A 15,982-nucleotide genomic window follows, 5' to 3' on the forward strand; every position below is an offset into this window, starting at 1 on the left:
GGGATATCCCGGCAGTCGCCGGCGGGTATTCCAGCAAGCGGACATACCCTACCGGCCTTTGGGGGGCGTCATCCCATGACGCTCGCGACCAGATTCAAGACACTGCGCTGACGAGGCACGGAAACTGCCGTTGCCTTGTTTATCGTCAGGGGAGGTCGGTATGAAACGGATTGCCAGATCGACGATGGGGGCATTCGTGGTGGCGGGCGTCACGATCGCCGCGACCGCCGCGTGGTGCGCGCCCGTCGATAGCGTCGCCGACGGCGCGGGCGAGAACGTCAGCGAGCACGTTGGCGAACATTCCGCCGCGAGTGTGATGGAACATGCGATGCCGGGTGCTGCCGCGAACGCCGACGACAACGCGATGCCGGGTGCTGCCGCGAGTGCCGGCGACAGCGCGATGCCGGACACCGCCGCGAATGCCGGCGACCACGCGATGCCGGACGCCGTCGGGCACGTCATGGAGCACGACGCGCAGGGCGCTGCCGGGAGCGTGGTCGAGAATGCCGCCGAAAACGCACCCGAAAGCATGCCCGGAAAAACCGCGGAAAGCAGCACCGGGGACGCCACGGAAAATTCCGCACCAAACGCCGCACCAAACACCGCGCCAAACGCTGCACCAAACGCTGCACCAAACACCGCGCCAAACACCGCGCCAAGCACCACCGGGACCGCGACCGCAGCCGGCATGCACATGCATCACGCGGTGATGCCGGGCACGATGCACTCGACGGCCCAATACACGCTGCCGTCGGTCGACCTCGTGCGCGACGACGGCAAGACCGTGTCGCTGGTCAAGGAAGTGGACGACGGCAGGCCGGTGATCCTGACGTTCATCTACACCACCTGCACGACCATCTGTCCGATGATCAGCCAGACGCTCGAGCGGCTGCAGGGCGAGCTGGGCCCCGACCGCGACAAGGTGCACATCGTGTCGATCTCGATCGATCCGGAGCAGGACACGCCGGAGCGGCTCAAGGCCTATGCCGCGCATTTCGAAGCCGGGCCCGAATGGCAGCACTACACGGGCACGGTCGAGGCGAGCATCGCGGCGCAGCGCGCGTTCAACGTCTTTCGCGGCGACAAGATGGCTCACACGCCGGTGACGTTCATGCGGGCCGCACCCGGCCAGCCGTGGCTGCGCATCGACGGCTTCGCGACGCCGACCGAACTGCTCGCGGCCTATCGCGACGTGGTCGCTTCCAACTAGCGTAGTGCTCGGTGCCAAGCGGTGCTTATGTGCCAGCGGATTCGTGCTCGTGGCAAGGCGCAAACCGCAGCGATGCCCAGTGGCATCGCGAGGATTTGCAACGCAGCCACGGGCGCGAAGGCGCAGCACATCAGTGCCGATTAGCGCCGAACACTGCACTCAGTGCAACGCGTCCGTCAGGGAGCGTCGAAATTGGAAAAGAAGCATCGCGTGCTGATCGTCGAGGATCAGCATCTGCTGCGGCTCGGTCTCAGCCACATGGTGTCCGAGCTGGACGACTACTGCATCGTCGGCGAGGCGAGCGGCGGGTTCGAGGCCTGCCGTCTCGCCGCGCAGACGCTGCCCGACCTGATCCTGATGGACCTGTCGATGCCGGGCGGCAGCGGCTTCGAAGCGATCTCCGCGATCAAGCGCGATGCGCCGCGTACGCGGATCATCGTCCTCACCGTCCATCGCAGCGAAGACAACGTCAGGGAGGCGTTCGCGTCCGGCGCGGACGGCTACGTCGTCAAGGATTCGTCGTTCGCCGACCTGGTCCGCGAGATGCGCTTCGTGATGCAGGGCAAGTGCGTGATCAGCCTCGACGCGTATCGGGCCCGCGCCGGCCTGCAGGGGCTGCGCGAGGCGAGCGCGCACAAGGCGCGCTTGTGGAATGCGCTGACGAACCGCGAGCGCACGGTGCTGCGTCTCGTCGTCGAGGGGCACACGAGCCGGCAGGTCGGCGAGTGCCTGCAGCTCAGCCCGAAAACGGTGGAAAAGCATCGTGCGAACCTGATGCGCAAGCTCGGCATCGTGAACCTGACCGGCCTCGTCCACTTCGCGATCGACATCGGCGTGCTCGCGCTGACCGACGACGACCGTGTGTGAAAACCCTCCATCGCGCCATGGCGCAACTGGGGGGGATCTACCCATGTCGATGGACGGCCCTCCCTACTTCTGACGCGTATCGCCCTGAACAAGAATGCAATCAAAGGCTTCAGCGGTGCTGAAGCGGCAGGCGATACAGGGAGAAAGCCGTGCGCGACGAATTGTCCTCGATCCGGCCCGGTGTGCCGGAGCATCTGCGGCAGGGCGGCGGGCTTGCTCGCCGCATGCGCGCGAGCCGCGGCTTCACGCTGCTCGAGCTGCTCGTCGTGATGGTCATCATCGGGTTGCTGGCGGGGCTCGTCGCGCCACGGTATTTCGAACAGGTCGGCAAGTCGAACGTGAAGATCGCCCGCGCGCAGATCGTGTCGCTCGGCCAGGCCCTCGATCAGTATCGGCTCGACGTCGGGGTCTATCCGACGACCGAGGAAGGGCTGGACGCGCTCGTCAACAAGCCGCAGAGCGCGCCGCGGTGGAGCGGCCCGTATCTGCAGAAGGCTGTTCCGGCGGATCCGTGGGACCGTCCGTACCAGTATCGCTCGCCCGGCGAGCATGGCGACTACGACCTGTATTCGCTCGGCAAGGACGGGCGCGGCGGCGGCACCGGCGAGAACGTGACGATCTCGTCGTGGTAGGGCGGCGCGGCCCGGCGGCCGTGCCTGTCGTGAGCAGTCAGCAAGGAGAGTCGACGTGAAGTTCGTGCTGCGTGTCTTCGATACGAATGGCTCGGTCCAGACGCTTCGCCTCGACAGCGATTCGCCGGCGACCGCGGCGGCGCTCGCGCGCTCGCGCGGCCTGCGGGTCGTGTCGGTGAGCACGGACGCGCGGCGGCAGCGGCGCGGCGCGCGCCGGTTCGGGATGCCGGGCGCGCGGTTCGACGTTGCGATGTTCGCGCGCGAGCTCGCGGCGCTGCTCGACGCGGGCGTCGGCGTGGTCGACGCATTGCGCACGCTCGGCGGCAACGTGCGGCGCGAAGCGTCCGCGCAGGTGTATCGCGACCTGCTGCGGCAACTGGAGGAGGGGCAGTCGCTGTCGGCGGCGCTCGAGCACGCGAGCCCGATCTTCCCGCCGGTGCTGGTCGCGTGCGTGAAGGCGAGCGAGCAGACCGGCGGCCTCGCCGCGAGCCTGACCCGTTACTCGCGCAATAGCGCAACGCTCCACGAGCTGCGCGCGCGTGTCGTGTCGGCGGCGATCTATCCGACCGTGCTGCTGTTCGTCGGCGCGGCCGTCGTGCTGTTTCTGCTCGGCTTCGTCGTGCCGCGGTTCGCGTCGCTCCTCGAACACAGCGGCCGCGAACTGCCGCTGATGTCGCGCCTGCTGATGGCGTGGGGCGGCATGGTGCACGCGCACGGCGCCGGGCTGGCGGCCGCGCTTGCGGTGCTGGCCGTGGCAACCGGCGTTGCGCTGCGCCGGCCGGCGCTGCGGATCTGGATCGCCGATCGCCTGCTGGCGCTGCCCGGCATCGGACAACATTTCCGCGTGTTTCGCCAGTCCCAGTTCTATCGCACGACGGCGATGCTGGTCGACGGCGGCATTCCCGCCGTTCGCGCGTTCGATCTGGCGCGCGGCCTGGTCGGCCGCGCGGACCAGGCCGCGCTCGCGGGCGCGCTGCAGCAGGTCCGCAATGGCGCGAGGATCTCCGATGCGTTCCAGCAGGCCGGCCTCGCGAACGCGATCGGCTACCGCCTGCTGACGGTCGCCGAAAAAACCGGCGGCCTCGGGCCCGTGCTCGACCGGATCGCCGCGTTCCAGGAAGCGCAGGTGTCGCGCACGATCGACCTGATCTCGCGACTGATCGAACCCGCGATGATGATCGTGATCGGCGTGGTGATCGGCGGCATCGTCGTGCTGATGTACCTGCCGATCTTCGAGATCGCGTCGAGCATTCAGTAGAGCCCTGGAGACACGCGTGGATACCGTCACCCCCCCACCGGAAGACCTCCCCGACGCGGGCCCCGCGTTGCGCGACGTGCTGCGTGCGCTTGGCAATCAACATGGCTCCGGCATTCGCGCGCTCGAGGTGCTGATGGCGCAGACGGCGCTCGGCGCGGACGAGATGCGCGCACAGCTCGCCGCGCAATTCAGGATGAAGCCGATCGGGATGCGTGAACTCGGCCGCCTCGAGCCGGATTTCGACACGGTGCCGTTCGTCGACGCGACGGCGCGCCTGTGCGTGTGCTTCCGCGATCCCGAGGGCGGCGACGCGCGGTTGTTCGCGATCGCCGATCCGCTCGATGCACGCACGCGCGGCTGGGTCGAACACCGGATGCGTGCGCGGCCGGCGGTGCCGTACGGCTGGGCGCTCGCGAGCGCCGGGGATCTCAACGCGTATCTGACCGTGCGCGAGAAGGATATCCGCGCGATGGACTCGCTCGCGTTCGACGATCCGATCCAGAACGCACCCGATCCGGCGTCGCTCGCGCTGACGCTGCAGGGCATCAGCAGCGACGACAGTCCGGTGGTGCGCCTGCTCAATTCGACGATCTACGACGCGCTCAAGATGCTCGCGAGCGACATCCACCTGGAATGCCGCGCGAACGGCCTGATGATCAAGTGCCGTGTCGACGGCGTGCTCACCGTGGTGGGCCGCGTCGACGGCCGGGATGTCGCCGACCAGGTCCTGTCCCGCGTGAAGGTGATCTCCGAGCTCGATATCGCGGAGCGCCGCGTTCCGCAGGACGGACGCTTCAAGGCGATGTACGCGGGGCGCGAGATCGATTTCCGCGTGTCGATCATGCCGAACCAGTTCGGCGAGGACGCGGTGTTGCGGATTCTCGACCGCTACCAGCTGTCCCAGGCCGCGGGCGGCCTGACGCTCGAGGCATTGGGCTTCCAGCCGGGCGACACGCGCTTCATGCGCTCGGTGGCGTCGATGCCGTACGGGATGCTGCTCGTCACGGGGCCGACCGGCAGCGGCAAGACCACGACGCTTTACGCGATCCTCACCGAGATCAACAACGGTCTCGAGAAGATCGTGACGATCGAGGATCCGGTCGAATACCAGCTCGGCGAAATCCTGCAGATTCCGGTCAACGAGGCGAAGGGCCTGACCTTCGCGCGCGGGCTGCGGTCGATCCTGCGGCACGACCCGGACAAGATCATGGTCGGCGAGATCCGCGATCCGGAAACCGCGCAGATCGCCGTGCAGGCCGCGCTGACCGGCCACCAGGTGTTCACGACCGTGCACGCGAACAACGTGTTCGACGTGATCGGCCGCTTCACGAACATGGAGGTCGATCCGTACAGCTTCGTCTCCGCGCTCAACGGCGTGATCGCGCAGCGGCTGCTGCGCCAGTGCTGCCCCGATTGCCTGGCCGACGACGACGTGGGCGCGGATGCGCTCGTGCGCTCGGGCATCGACCCGGATACGGCCGGCAGCTACCTGTTTCGTCGCGGCGCGGGATGCGCGATGTGCCGCGGCAGCGGCTATCGCGGCCGGCGTGCGATCGCGGAGGCGCTGCGCATGAACGACGAGCTGAGGCAACTGCTGTCGGAGCGCGCGCCGCTCGGGCACATCAAGGCGGCGGCGCTGCGCCACGGGATGACGACGTTGCGGTCGGCGGCCATCGAACTGGTGCGGCGCGGCGAAACGACGCTCGAGGAGATCAATCGTGTCACGATGGTTGAATAACCCGCTTGCAATCGGCGTCGGGACGCGCGAGATCGTCGTCGGCATCCGTTCGCCCGCACTGTGGCGACTGCGCAAGCGCGCGTTCGCCGCCGATCCGGTCAGCGTCGCGATTCCCGACGCGCAGTTCGGCAGCGAGACGGGCGTGCTCGACGCGCTGCGCGCCGCGCTGGCCGCGACACCCGCAACGCCCGGCGGCACGGCCGATGCCGCCGCCGCGCAGGGGCAGGCGCGCGTCCCAAGGTCGCCGACGCGCGGCGCGCACGTCGTGCTCGACGATTTCTGGTGCCACCACGCGATATTGCGCGGCGACTTCCGCGCGTTGCGCATGCGCGAACTCGAAGAAATCGTGCTTGCCCATTTCTCCGACACGTACGGGATCGACGGTGCATCGCTGGTCGTGCGCTTCTGCGTGCAGCAGGGCGGCCGCGCGCTGTTCGCCGGCGCGCTGTCGCGCACGCTGCACGACGGCATCCACGACGCGGGGGCTGCCGCCCGGGTCCGCATCCGCAGCCTGAGATCGGGTCTTCCGGAGACGCTGAATCGCATCGCGGTGAAAGCCGGCGCCGATGCGCTGCTGATTGTCGTCGCCGATGCGTTGATGCAGGCGGTCATGATCGAGCGAGGCGGCTGGGCCGCCTACGATGCGCAACGCCTCTTTCCCGGCGAGTCCGGCGACGCGTCGCGGCTGGCCGAACTCGCGGAGCAGTTGTTCGAACGTTCGGCAACGCGGGCCGGCCTGAAGCGCGAGGACTGCCCGGTCTATCTGACCGGAATCGACACGGACTTCGCGCCGTTCGGCGCGCGATTCGCGGCCGCGGTACGGCTGCCGGGGCCGGCGCCCGACGCGTCGCCCGCGTGCCGGCTGATGGAGTACGCACCATGATGCCGATGCTCGATATCGACTTTTGCCGGCGCCGTGCCCGCACCGGGACGAGCGGGGTGATCCTGCTGGGCGTCGCCGTGCTGCTGTGGGCCGCGTGCGGCGCATGGCTGTGGCATGCGTATGCGGAGAACGGCCGCGCGCGGGCGAACGTGGAGGCCGCCGAGCATCGGACGCTCGCGCAGCGGCACGTCGTGAAGCCGCCGCCGACGGCGGCCGCGAAACTCGCGGAAAAGCAGAGCCAGGCGGTGCTGCGCGAACTGACCGTGCCGTGGCAGACGCTGTTCTCGCTCGTCGAGGACTATCCCGACCACGACGTCGCGCTGATCGGCATCGACCAGAACCCGGCGCAAGGCCAGATCCGCATCACGGCCGAAGCGAAGAATCCGGACGCGATGATCGCGTACCTGAAGTATCTGCAGACGAGCGTCGTGCTGCGCGAAGCGACGCTCACCGGTCATCTCGTCGAGGACAACGTACCGGGCAAGCCGGTGCGTTTCCAGATCACGGCCGTCTGGAGGACGTCATGAAAACCGATCGGTTGACGGACCGCCTGGCCACGCTGCGTTTCGAGTTGCGGCGCGCATTCGGTCTGCCGGGACTGGTCGGCCTGCTGCTGATCGGCGCGGCGGCCATCGCGGTCGCGGCGATCGCGAGCCTGGAAGCCGATACGCGTGCGATGCAGGCGCCGGCCGGGCTCGTGCGACCGGCGCATGGCCATCGTCCGGTCGAGGCGCGCGGCGCGCAGGCGGACGCGGTGGCGCTCGACACGTTGCCCGAGCTGTTCCCGCGGTTCTCGCACAGCGCGGACGACATCGCGTCGATCTTCGCGCAGGCGCGCGACAGCCATCTGACGCTCGGTTCCGCCGAGTACCAGGTGACGACCGAGTCGGGCGCGCGCTTCGCGCGCTATCAGGTGCTGCTGCCGGTCAAGGATCAGTACGGCGCGATCCGGCAATTTCTGGCGTCGGTGCTCAACAACGTGCCGAACGCGGCGCTGCAGGAAATCCACGTCGAGCGCCCCGCGGTGGGCAGCAACATCCTCGATGCGCGCGTGCGCTTCGAACTCATCTACCGGAGCGCCCAGCCATGATTTCCGCCGTCATGAAGCCCGCATCGCACCGGCGCATCGCGCTGGCGCTGTGCTGCGTCCTCGTCGCCGGCGCCGGGTATCGCGCGCTGGTCGCGGCGATGCAGCAGCCGGCGCCGGTCCCGGCATTCGGCGGCCTGCATCGCGACGCCGGGCATACGCCGCCGGCACGGACCGCCGCGCATCCGGCGGCGGCCGCGCACGCCGCGGTGCCCGCGTCCGCGGCCGCGCCACGACCGGCGTCGGCCGGCACGGCAGCGGCGACGCCGCAGGAGAAGCTCGCCGCGTTGCGCGCGCCGGTGTCCATCGAAGCGGCGCACGACCCGTTCACGGCGTCGTCATGGCTGCCGCCGCCGCCCGTCGTAGTGCCGACGCTGCCCGACACGCGCCCGGCGCCGCCGTCGGCGCCGCCGGTGCCGTTCACCTATGTCGGCGAGCAGGACGCCAAGGCGGCGAAGCCGCATGTATTTCTCAGCAACGGCGATCAGTTGCTGATCGTTTCGCCAGGTGACGTGATCGATGGCCAGTATCGCGTCGAGTCGGTTTCGGAGTCGAACGTGGTGCTGACCTATCTGCCGCTGAACCAGGTGCAGGTGGTGGCCATTCCAAGGGAAAAGTAGATGAAAACCTCATGCACACGGGGTGTGCGCCGCGCTGGGGACAGCGGCCCATCGACCTGCCTTTCGCCCTTCACGACGTTCGATTTCCGGCACGCGCCGGCGAGCCGGATCGCGACGAAACGCGCGCTGGCGATCGCCGTGGCGCTGCTCGCGTGCGGCGGCTGCGCGCATGTGCCGAACGTGCACGACGATCCGACCAACGCGCAGGTGAAGATCGACGCATTGCACGCGCGCAACGCCGAAGTCAACCAGTTGCTCGATAACGCCGACCAGTTCCGCAAGCAGAACCAGTTCGACGATGCGGCCCGGTCCGACTACATGGCGACCCAGCTCGATCCGTCGAGCGAGCGCGCCCGCCGGATCGGCACGATGATCGAGCAGGACCGCAAGCATCTGGCGATCCTGCAGGAAGCGGACCGCATGATGAAGCGCGGCTCGTACGCGCAGGCGGCCGAACGGGTGCATCGCGTGCTGGTCGAGGATCCGAGCAATACGATGGCCGAGCGGATGCAATCGGAGCTCGACGACAAGCGCCGGCAGCAGCACTCGGAACGGGACGACAAGCTCGCCGCTTCGTCGATCATGCGCACGCCGGTGTCGCTGCAGTTCCGCGATGCGAACGTGCGGATGGTGTTCGAGGCGTTGTCGCGGACGTCGGGGCTGAACGTCATCTTCGACCGCGACGTGCGTGCCGACCTGAAGACGACGATCTTCGTGCAGAACGCGTCGCTGCAGGACACGGTCGACATGATCCTGTTGCAGAACCAGCTCGACAAGAAGCAGATGAACGCCAACACGCTGTTCATCTACCCGGCGACGCCCGCGAAGGAGCTCGAATACCAGGAGCTCAAGGTGCGCACGTTCCAGCTGTCGAACGTCGACGCGAAGCAGGTCCAGTCGCTGCTCAAGAGCCTGTTGAAGGTGAAGGAGGCCGTGATCGACGAGCACGCGAACACCGTGACGATCCGCGGCACGCCGGACATGATCAAGGTCGCCGACGAGATGATCGCGGCCCAGGACCTGCCGGAGCCGGAGGTGATGCTCGAGGTCGAGGTGCTGGAGGTGTCGCACGAGCGGATGTCGCAGCTCGGCATCAACTGGCCCAACTCGTTCACGGTATCGACGCCGAGCACGGCGAATACCTGGGGCGCGCTGCACCATCTGCCGGTCAATGCGCTGAATGTCAGCGGCCTGTCCGCCACCGCGGATTTCAAGCTGACGGACACCGACGCGAACCTGCTCGCGAGCCCGCGCATCCGCACGCGCAACAAGGAGAAGGCGCGCATCATGATCGGCGACAAGGTGCCGGTGATCTCGAGCTCGAGCACGCCGAGCACGAGCGGCCCGTCGTTCACGCAGATGATCCAGTACCTCGATGTCGGCATCAAGCTCGAGGTGGAGCCGCAGGTCTATCGCGACGGCGACGTCGGCATCAAGCTGAATCTCGAGGTCAGCAACATCACCAATACGATCCAGAGCAGCAATTCGCAAGGGCTGAACTCGCTCGCGTACCAGATCGGCACGCGCAGCGCGTCGACGAGCCTGCGCCTGCGGGACGGCGAAACCCAGATCATGGGCGGGCTGATCTCGGACGAGGACCGCCGCAACGCGAACAAGGTGCCGGGGCTCGGGCAGCTGCCGTTGCTCGGCCGCCTGTTCTCGGATCATGAAGGCGATCACAAGAAGACCGAGATCGTGCTGCAGATCACGCCGCACATCGTCCGGCCGCAGGTTGCGGCGGATGCGGACACGCAGGAAGTGTGGTCGGGCACCGACGTCAACGTGCACGCCGACCAGTTGCGGCTCGATCCGGTGGCGCTGAACGCGGAAGATGCCGCGGCCACGGCCGCGACGCCCGCGACGAAGCCGATGCCCGGCAGCGTGGGCGGCGGCACCACGGGCGGCAGGGCGCCGTCGCCGCTGGAGGCGGCGGCGATCCGGGCGCAGCCGTCGCCGGAGAGCGGCGCGTTCGGGCAGATGCCTGCCGCGCCTCGCACGACGCCGCCGCCCGAACCGTACGGCGGGCGTTTCGCGAGGCCGCAGCCCGCGCTGCCCGCGCCCGCGGCGGGCGCGGCACCCGCGGATGGCGCGGCGCAGGCGGCCGGGCCGGCGGGCAACGAAGTCGCGCCGGCCCCGGGCACGACCGTGACGCCGGTGGCGGCGCCGGCCGTGCAGGCTGCCGCGCCGGCGGCACCGGCCGCGCCAGCAGCACCAGCGGCGCCGCCTCCGACGCTGCAGATGCCGGCGGGCGATATCCCGAACGAAAACCCGCTTCATCCGATTCAGAACGGGAATTGAACCGTGGCTACCCGGACCGGCACGACGCGCAGCGGCTGCACCGGCCATCCCGGGCAGCGTGGCTTCACGCTGATCGAGATGGTGATCACGCTCGCGCTCGTGGCGATCCTCGCGCTCGCGGTCATGCCGTTTTCCGAGCTGGCCGTGCAGCGCCAGAAGGAGCACGAGCTGAGCACCGCGTTGCGCGAGATCCGCACCGCGCTCGACGCGTACAAGGACGCAAGCGATGCGGGGCAGATCGAAAAGGAAGCGGAAGCGTCCGGCTATCCGCCGTCGCTGACCGTGCTGGTGACCGGCGTGAAGAACGCGCGGGATCCGAAGGGCGGCCTGCTGATGTTCCTGCGCCGGGTGCCGCGCGATCCGTTCTTCGCCGGCGATCCCGACACCCCCGCCGAGGAGACCTGGGACGTGCGCGCGTACGGCACGCCGCTGGATCCTGCGGCCGGCGGTCCACCGGCCGGCGATACGTCCGGGAGCACCGAGGCCGGCAAGGACGTGTTCGACGTGACGTCGAAATCCGCGGTCGTCGGCATCAACGGCATCCCGTACAAACAATGGTGACGGTGCAACATGAAACACGCTCGCACGCGCAGGTTCCGCGGATTCACGCTGATCGAGATCGTCGTCGTGATGGCCATCATCGGCCTGCTCCTGACGTTGGCCGTGCCGCGCTACATGCACAGCATCGAGCGCGGGAAGGAACAGGTCCGGCAGCAGAACATCGCGGTGATGCGCAATGCGATCGACCAGTACTACGGCGACAACGGCCAGTACCCGGAGACGCTCGACGAACTGGTCGCGAAGCACTATCTGCGTTCGGTTCCGCTCGACCCGGTGAATGGCGACGACAAATGGGCGGCGGTCGCGTCGCCGGACGAGTCGAAGCCGGGCGTCTACGACGTGGCGCCCGCGAGCAGCCCGCAGGGTGCACCGCCGACCGCGACCGGGGCGGCGAAATGAACCGGGCCGGCCGGACGGCGCGCGACGGCGCGCACGCGCGCGCGATGCGCGGCCGTCCGCGTGCCGCGCGTCAGCGCGGGCTCGTGCTGCTGGCGCTGCTGATCGCACTGATGCTGATGTCGATCGCGCTGGCAGGGGCGCTGGATGTCTGGTCGCTGCAACGGCGCCGCGAGGACGAGCGGCAACTGCTGTTCGCCGGCGATCAGTACCGGAAGGCGATCGTCCGCTACTACCGTCTGGCGCGCGCGTACCCGCAAACCGTCGACGACCTGCTGGACGACAACCGGTTCGTCAAGCCGGCGCATCATCTGCGCCGCGCCTATCCGGATCCGATTACCGGACAGAACGACTGGGCGTTCCTGTGGCGGGACGATCGTTTCTATGGCGTATACAGCAACTCGGATCAGGCGACGGTCAAGCGGGCGGGATTTCCACTGCGCTACATGGACTTCGAGGGCGAGGAGACCTACCGCAAGTGGAAGTTTCTGTACCTCGCGCCCGGCCTCAGCCTGCCGGCCAGCGATGCCGCGCCGGCGTCCGCGGCCGCGGCCGCGCCTGCCCAGGCGGCGAGCTTCCCGAGCCTGTCCGGGTTCGCGGGCGGCTACCTGCCGGGGCGGGCGCCGTCCGGCCTGCGTTGACGGGCGACCGGTCGCCGCGCGAGCTGGCGTGCGCGCAAAAAAAGCGCGATGCCCGCATTGGGCATCGCGCACAAACCGGCGTGGAGCGCCGACGAATGAACGGTGATGAAGAAAGGGGCGCCCGGCTAGGGGCGCCCGGCTAGGGGCGCCCGGCTAGGGACGCCCGGTTAGGGGCGCCCGGCCACGCGCAAGGCCCCCCTCGCGCGAAGCGGTCAGGCCTTCGCGAGCTTGATGCCGGTCTGCTCGGCCGTCAGGTAGCCGACGCTGGCGCCGAATCGGTCCTTGAAGTTCGCGCGCACGAGCGGGTCGAGCGTCGGCTTGACCTTGTCGTGCAGCGGCGATTCCCAGTCGCCCGCGTGCTGGAAGTTGCTCATGATGTAGGTCCAGCCGTTGATCTCGTCGACCGCGTGCAGGCCCGTCGATTCGGCGCCGGCCGGGCACGACAGCACGCGCACGAGCGACTTCGTGTCGACGTTGTAGGCCCACAGGAAGTTGTTCACGTGCATGCCCGAGTCTTCGCCGATGAAGAGCGTGCGCAGCTTTTCGGAGAACTTCAGGTTGTCGGGGTTCGCGATCCTGTCCGGGTTCGCGAGGTTGCCGAGCCCGTCGGCCGCGGCGAGATCCTCGCCGACGAGCGCGGCCGGCGCGCCCATGTCGACCGGCACCCATTCGCTGTCGATCGCGCTGCCCGCCGTGTCGCGCTGGCTGCCCTTCAGGTTCAGCGCGTAGACGGCGCCCGCGGCGATCTTCTTGTCCACCGCGACGTCGCGCGACACCGCGTTGCCCTTGACCATCGACGTCTCGATCCGCGACATCGCCGTGTAGACGATCTTGTCCTTCGCGTTCACGGTCGTGCCTTCGAGCTTCGTGAACGCCATGCTGCCGCCGAGCAGCGCCGCGTAGCGGTGCGTCTCGAGGAACGCGGCCGCCTTTTCCATGCCCGGCTTCACGCGCATCCAGTTGAACCTGCCGCCGAAGTGGATCTTCGTGTAGCTCGCATCGTTCGGGTCGGTGGTCGTCAGGTCCATGATGTCCGACGCCTTCAGCGTGTTCGCGAGCGCTTCGATCTCGCTGCTCGTCGCATGGCCGACCTTGATCCACGTGAGCGTCGCCGTGCCCGCGCCGGCGGACGACGTCTGCGTCCACTTCGCGACGTACAGCGTGCCGGCCGACAGGTCGGCCGCCTTGTCGGCGACGAACATGAACAGGCCGCCGTTGGTGGCGTCGTCGCCCATCATTACGGTGCGCTGGTCCAGCATCACCTGGATCAGCTCGTGCGAGATGCGGCCGAGGCAGTAGTGCTTCTTCACGGTGCCCGTGCCGTCCGCGTTCACGGTGATCTCGGGCAGGTGGCCGTAGTGGTAGGGGTTCGCCTTCGTCTCGTCGCCGAACGTGTTCTTGCTGAACGCCTTGAACTGCGCGTCGGTCGCGGCCTTCGTCGCGTCCGGCTCGTATTCCTCGCTCGACAGGTGCGTGCCCCACGGCGACAGGCTCGCGCCGCAGGTGATCCACAGGCCGTGCGCCTTCGACGTGTCGACGTTGTGGTACTTGACGACCTTCAGCGCGCCGCTGGCCGGATCCTGGTCGAGCGTGAGCACCGCGATCGGCGACGGCAACTGGCCGTACTGCGATGCGCTGGCCTGGTCGCGCGTCGTGTATTCGAACTGCACGACCGCGAACACCGTGTTGCCCTTCACGCCGGGCACATTCGCGTTCTTCAGCGTGAGCAGCGAGCTGCCGTCCGGGCAGTCGGAATAGAACTGGCGCTCCTTGCCGGCTACCGAACGGTCGATGATCGGCTGGTTGTTGATGTCGTAGTAGCCGCCCGCGAGCGTCGTGCCGCCCTTGCCGTCCGGCACCATGTCGCCGGTCACGAAGAACGGCCGGTACGCGAGCTTGAAGTTGCGCGACGAGCCGTCCGAGAACGACACCGACAGCGTCGAGCCGACCGTCGTCGTGGCCATTGCGGCCGCGTTGTCGAGCGTGGGTGCGGCCATCGCCGAGAACGCCGCCGACGTATAGGCGGCAGCGACCGGGGCCGGCGTCGACGCCGGATTGTCGTCGCCGCCGCAACCCGTCAGCAGGGCCGGCAGCGCGAGTCCGGAAAGGGGCAGCATCGGCGCGCCGGCGAGGATCTTCAGGGCCTGACGACGGGCGGCATTGGGCAACGCGGGCATGTGGAGTCCAGTTTCAGTTGTTGGAAGAATGGCCTTCGCGAAACGGAAGCAGGCGATCGGCAAGCTTCGCGAAGGCAAATTGAAAACTGGACGGAAGTGTAAGGACGCTCGATGAAAGTTTTTTGAATTGAAAGCGTAATGATGTGTCGGGCGTCCGTCAGGCGCTCAATCGCGTTCGGGCGTCGCCGAGATGCGGTGGATCGACAGGTCCGCGCCGTCGAATTCGGCTTCGCGGTCGAGGCGCAGCCCGACGGTCGCTTTCAGCGCGCCGTAGACGAGCGTGCCGCCGGCGGTGGCGATCGCGATGCCGCCGAGCGTGCCGACGAGTTGCGACAGGAACGACACGCCGCCGAGGCCGCCGAGCGCCGGCAGGCCGAACACGCCGGCCGCGAGGCCGCCGAGCGCGCCGCACATCCCGTGCAGCGGCCACACGCCGAGCACGTCGTCGATGCGCCACTTGTTCTGCACGCAGGTGAACATCGCGACGAACAGCGCGCCGGCCGCCGCGCCCGTGACGAGCGCGCCGATCGGATGCATCACGTCGGAGCCCGCGCACACCGCGACGAGGCCCGCGAGCGGCCCGTTGTACGTGAAGCCCGGGTCGTTGCGGCCGGCCATCCACGCGGCGAGCGTGCCGCCGACCATCGCCATCAGCGAGTTCACGGCGACGAGGCCGCTGATCTTGTCGAGCGTCTGCGCGCTCATCACGTTGAAGCCGAACCAGCCGACCGCGAGCACCCACGCGCCGAGCGCGAGGAACGGGATGTTCGACGGCGGGTGCGCGGCGATCCGGCCGTCCTTCGCGTAACGACCGTGGCGCGCGCCGAGCAGCAGCACGGCCGGCAGCGCGACCCAGCCGCCGAACGCATGCACGACGACCGAGCCCGCGAAATCGTGGAACGGCGCACCGAACGCGTGCGTGAGCCAGGCCTGCACGCCGTAGCGTTCGTTCCACGCGATCCCTTCGAAGAACGGATAGATGAAGCCGACGATGATCAGCGTCGCGACGAGCTGCGGGTTGAACTTCGCGCGCTCGGCGATCCCGCCGGACACGATCGCGGGAATGGCCGCCGCGAAGGTCAGCAGGAAGAAGAAGCGCACGAGCGCGTAGCCGTTGTGCTGGGAAAGCGTGCCGATGTCGTCGAAGAACTCGACGCCGTACGCGATCGTGTAGCCGATGAAGAAATACGCGAGCGTCGACACCGAGAAGTCGACCAGGATCTTCACGAGCGCGTTGACCTGGTTCTTCTTGCGGACCGTGCCGAGTTCGAGAAATGCGAAGCCCGCGTGCATCGCGAGCACCATGACGGCGCCGATCAACAGGAACAGTGTGTCGACGCCGGATTTCAGACCAACCATGCCGTGGCTTCCTTGCGCAAAAAACGGGCAAGGAACGCAAGTATCGAGCCAACTTGGTGAACGGTCGCGCGGAATTGGTGCTCTGGCACCATGCGGCGCGGCATTCCGGTGAATCGTGCCCGGTATCGGCGCACGCGCGGCGCGAGCCGGGGGCCCATCATGTGCACGCGCGTGGTGCGGCGCGTGCGGAACTGGTGCGCGTGATGTGCGAACCGGTGCGGCGTGGTGCGCCGGCAGATGCCGTTGCGCACCGAT

At 68.3% G+C, this 15,982-nt stretch carries 17 protein-coding genes; 13 read left to right on the forward strand and 4 right to left on the reverse strand.

Annotation, left to right across the window (positions count from 1 at the left end; all coding sequences use genetic code 11):
• Positions 1–48: 48 nt before the first annotated feature.
• Entirely contained in the window at positions 49–690 is a 642-nt protein-coding gene (locus LXM88_RS11010) for a hypothetical protein (protein ID WP_262542139.1), read from the reverse strand.
• Here LXM88_RS11010 and LXM88_RS11015 point away from each other — a divergent pair.
• The 13 genes from LXM88_RS11015 to LXM88_RS11075 all read left to right on the forward strand — a co-directional run bounded on the left by LXM88_RS11015 (position 689) and on the right by LXM88_RS11075 (position 12,191).
• Positions 689–1,210 carry an SCO family protein gene (locus tag LXM88_RS11015; RefSeq protein ID WP_262542141.1) on the forward strand — a complete coding sequence of 174 codons (522 nt, stop codon included), beginning with the start codon at positions 689–691 and terminating at the stop codon, positions 1,208–1,210. The genes LXM88_RS11010 and LXM88_RS11015 overlap by 2 nt on opposite strands.
• 192 nt (positions 1,211–1,402) lie before the next feature.
• Positions 1,403–2,077, forward strand: coding sequence for a response regulator (locus tag LXM88_RS11020; RefSeq protein WP_262542144.1), 675 nt, complete (start codon positions 1,403–1,405; stop codon positions 2,075–2,077).
• A 224-nt stretch (positions 2,078–2,301) separates the two neighbouring features.
• Entirely contained in the window at positions 2,302–2,709 is a 408-nt protein-coding gene (gspG, locus tag LXM88_RS11025; protein ID WP_174383213.1) for a type II secretion system major pseudopilin GspG, read from the forward strand.
• 55 nt (positions 2,710–2,764) lie between these two features.
• The gene (locus LXM88_RS11030; protein WP_047900254.1) at positions 2,765–3,967 is read left to right on the forward strand and encodes a type II secretion system F family protein; all 1,203 of its coding nucleotides are present in this window, start codon (positions 2,765–2,767) and stop codon (positions 3,965–3,967) included.
• A 16-nt stretch (positions 3,968–3,983) separates the two neighbouring features.
• Positions 3,984–5,705 (forward strand): GspE/PulE family protein, encoded by a 1,722-nt coding sequence (locus tag LXM88_RS11035; RefSeq protein ID WP_262542147.1) that lies wholly within the window; start codon positions 3,984–3,986, stop codon positions 5,703–5,705.
• A complete protein-coding gene (locus LXM88_RS11040) occupies positions 5,686–6,588 on the forward strand; it encodes a hypothetical protein (RefSeq protein WP_262542148.1) in 903 nt (300 codons plus the stop codon). The genes LXM88_RS11035 and LXM88_RS11040 overlap by 20 nt, the downstream gene beginning before the upstream one ends.
• Positions 6,585–7,115, forward strand: coding sequence for a hypothetical protein (locus tag LXM88_RS11045; RefSeq protein WP_262542150.1), 531 nt, complete (start codon positions 6,585–6,587; stop codon positions 7,113–7,115). The genes LXM88_RS11040 and LXM88_RS11045 overlap by 4 nt, the downstream gene beginning before the upstream one ends.
• Positions 7,112–7,678: a hypothetical protein gene (locus LXM88_RS11050; protein WP_262542152.1), complete on the forward strand. Its 567-nt coding sequence runs from the start codon at positions 7,112–7,114 to the stop codon at positions 7,676–7,678. Before LXM88_RS11045 ends, LXM88_RS11050 begins: the two co-directional genes overlap by 4 nt.
• Positions 7,675–8,295, forward strand: a complete 621-nt coding sequence (locus tag LXM88_RS11055; protein WP_262542154.1) for a hypothetical protein — start codon at positions 7,675–7,677, stop codon at positions 8,293–8,295. Before LXM88_RS11050 ends, LXM88_RS11055 begins: the two co-directional genes overlap by 4 nt.
• Positions 8,296–10,593, forward strand: coding sequence for a type IV pilus secretin PilQ (locus tag LXM88_RS11060; RefSeq protein WP_262542157.1), 2,298 nt, complete (start codon positions 8,296–8,298; stop codon positions 10,591–10,593).
• Between the two features lie 3 nt (positions 10,594–10,596).
• Positions 10,597–11,154 (forward strand): type II secretion system protein, encoded by a 558-nt coding sequence (locus LXM88_RS11065; RefSeq protein WP_262542160.1) that lies wholly within the window; start codon positions 10,597–10,599, stop codon positions 11,152–11,154.
• A 9-nt stretch (positions 11,155–11,163) separates the two neighbouring features.
• Entirely contained in the window at positions 11,164–11,553 is a 390-nt protein-coding gene (locus LXM88_RS11070) for a type II secretion system protein (RefSeq protein ID WP_262542162.1), read from the forward strand.
• A gap of 44 nt (positions 11,554–11,597) precedes the next feature.
• Positions 11,598–12,191: a type II secretion system protein gene (locus LXM88_RS11075; protein ID WP_262542164.1), complete on the forward strand. Its 594-nt coding sequence runs from the start codon at positions 11,598–11,600 to the stop codon at positions 12,189–12,191.
• A gap of 212 nt (positions 12,192–12,403) precedes the next feature.
• On the opposite strand, the gene LXM88_RS11080 is transcribed toward LXM88_RS11075, so the two are convergent.
• The 3 genes from LXM88_RS11080 to LXM88_RS11090 form a co-directional block, all read right to left on the reverse strand.
• Entirely contained in the window at positions 12,404–14,368 is a 1,965-nt protein-coding gene (locus LXM88_RS11080; RefSeq protein WP_262542166.1) for a PhoX family protein, read from the reverse strand.
• Positions 14,369–14,533: 165 nt separating this feature from the next.
• Complete coding sequence (locus LXM88_RS11085; RefSeq protein WP_262542168.1) at positions 14,534–15,727, reverse strand: ammonium transporter; 1,194 nt, start codon at positions 15,725–15,727, stop codon at positions 14,534–14,536.
• Positions 15,715–15,978 carry a hypothetical protein gene (locus tag LXM88_RS11090; protein ID WP_262542170.1) on the reverse strand — a complete coding sequence of 88 codons (264 nt, stop codon included), beginning with the start codon at positions 15,976–15,978 and terminating at the stop codon, positions 15,715–15,717. The genes LXM88_RS11085 and LXM88_RS11090 overlap by 13 nt, the downstream gene beginning before the upstream one ends.
• Positions 15,979–15,982 lie beyond the last annotated feature (4 nt).

The organism is Burkholderia sp. S-53 (assembly GCF_025560745.1).
In the GTDB taxonomy this organism is placed as follows: Bacteria; Pseudomonadota; Gammaproteobacteria; order Burkholderiales; family Burkholderiaceae; genus Burkholderia; species Burkholderia pyrrocinia.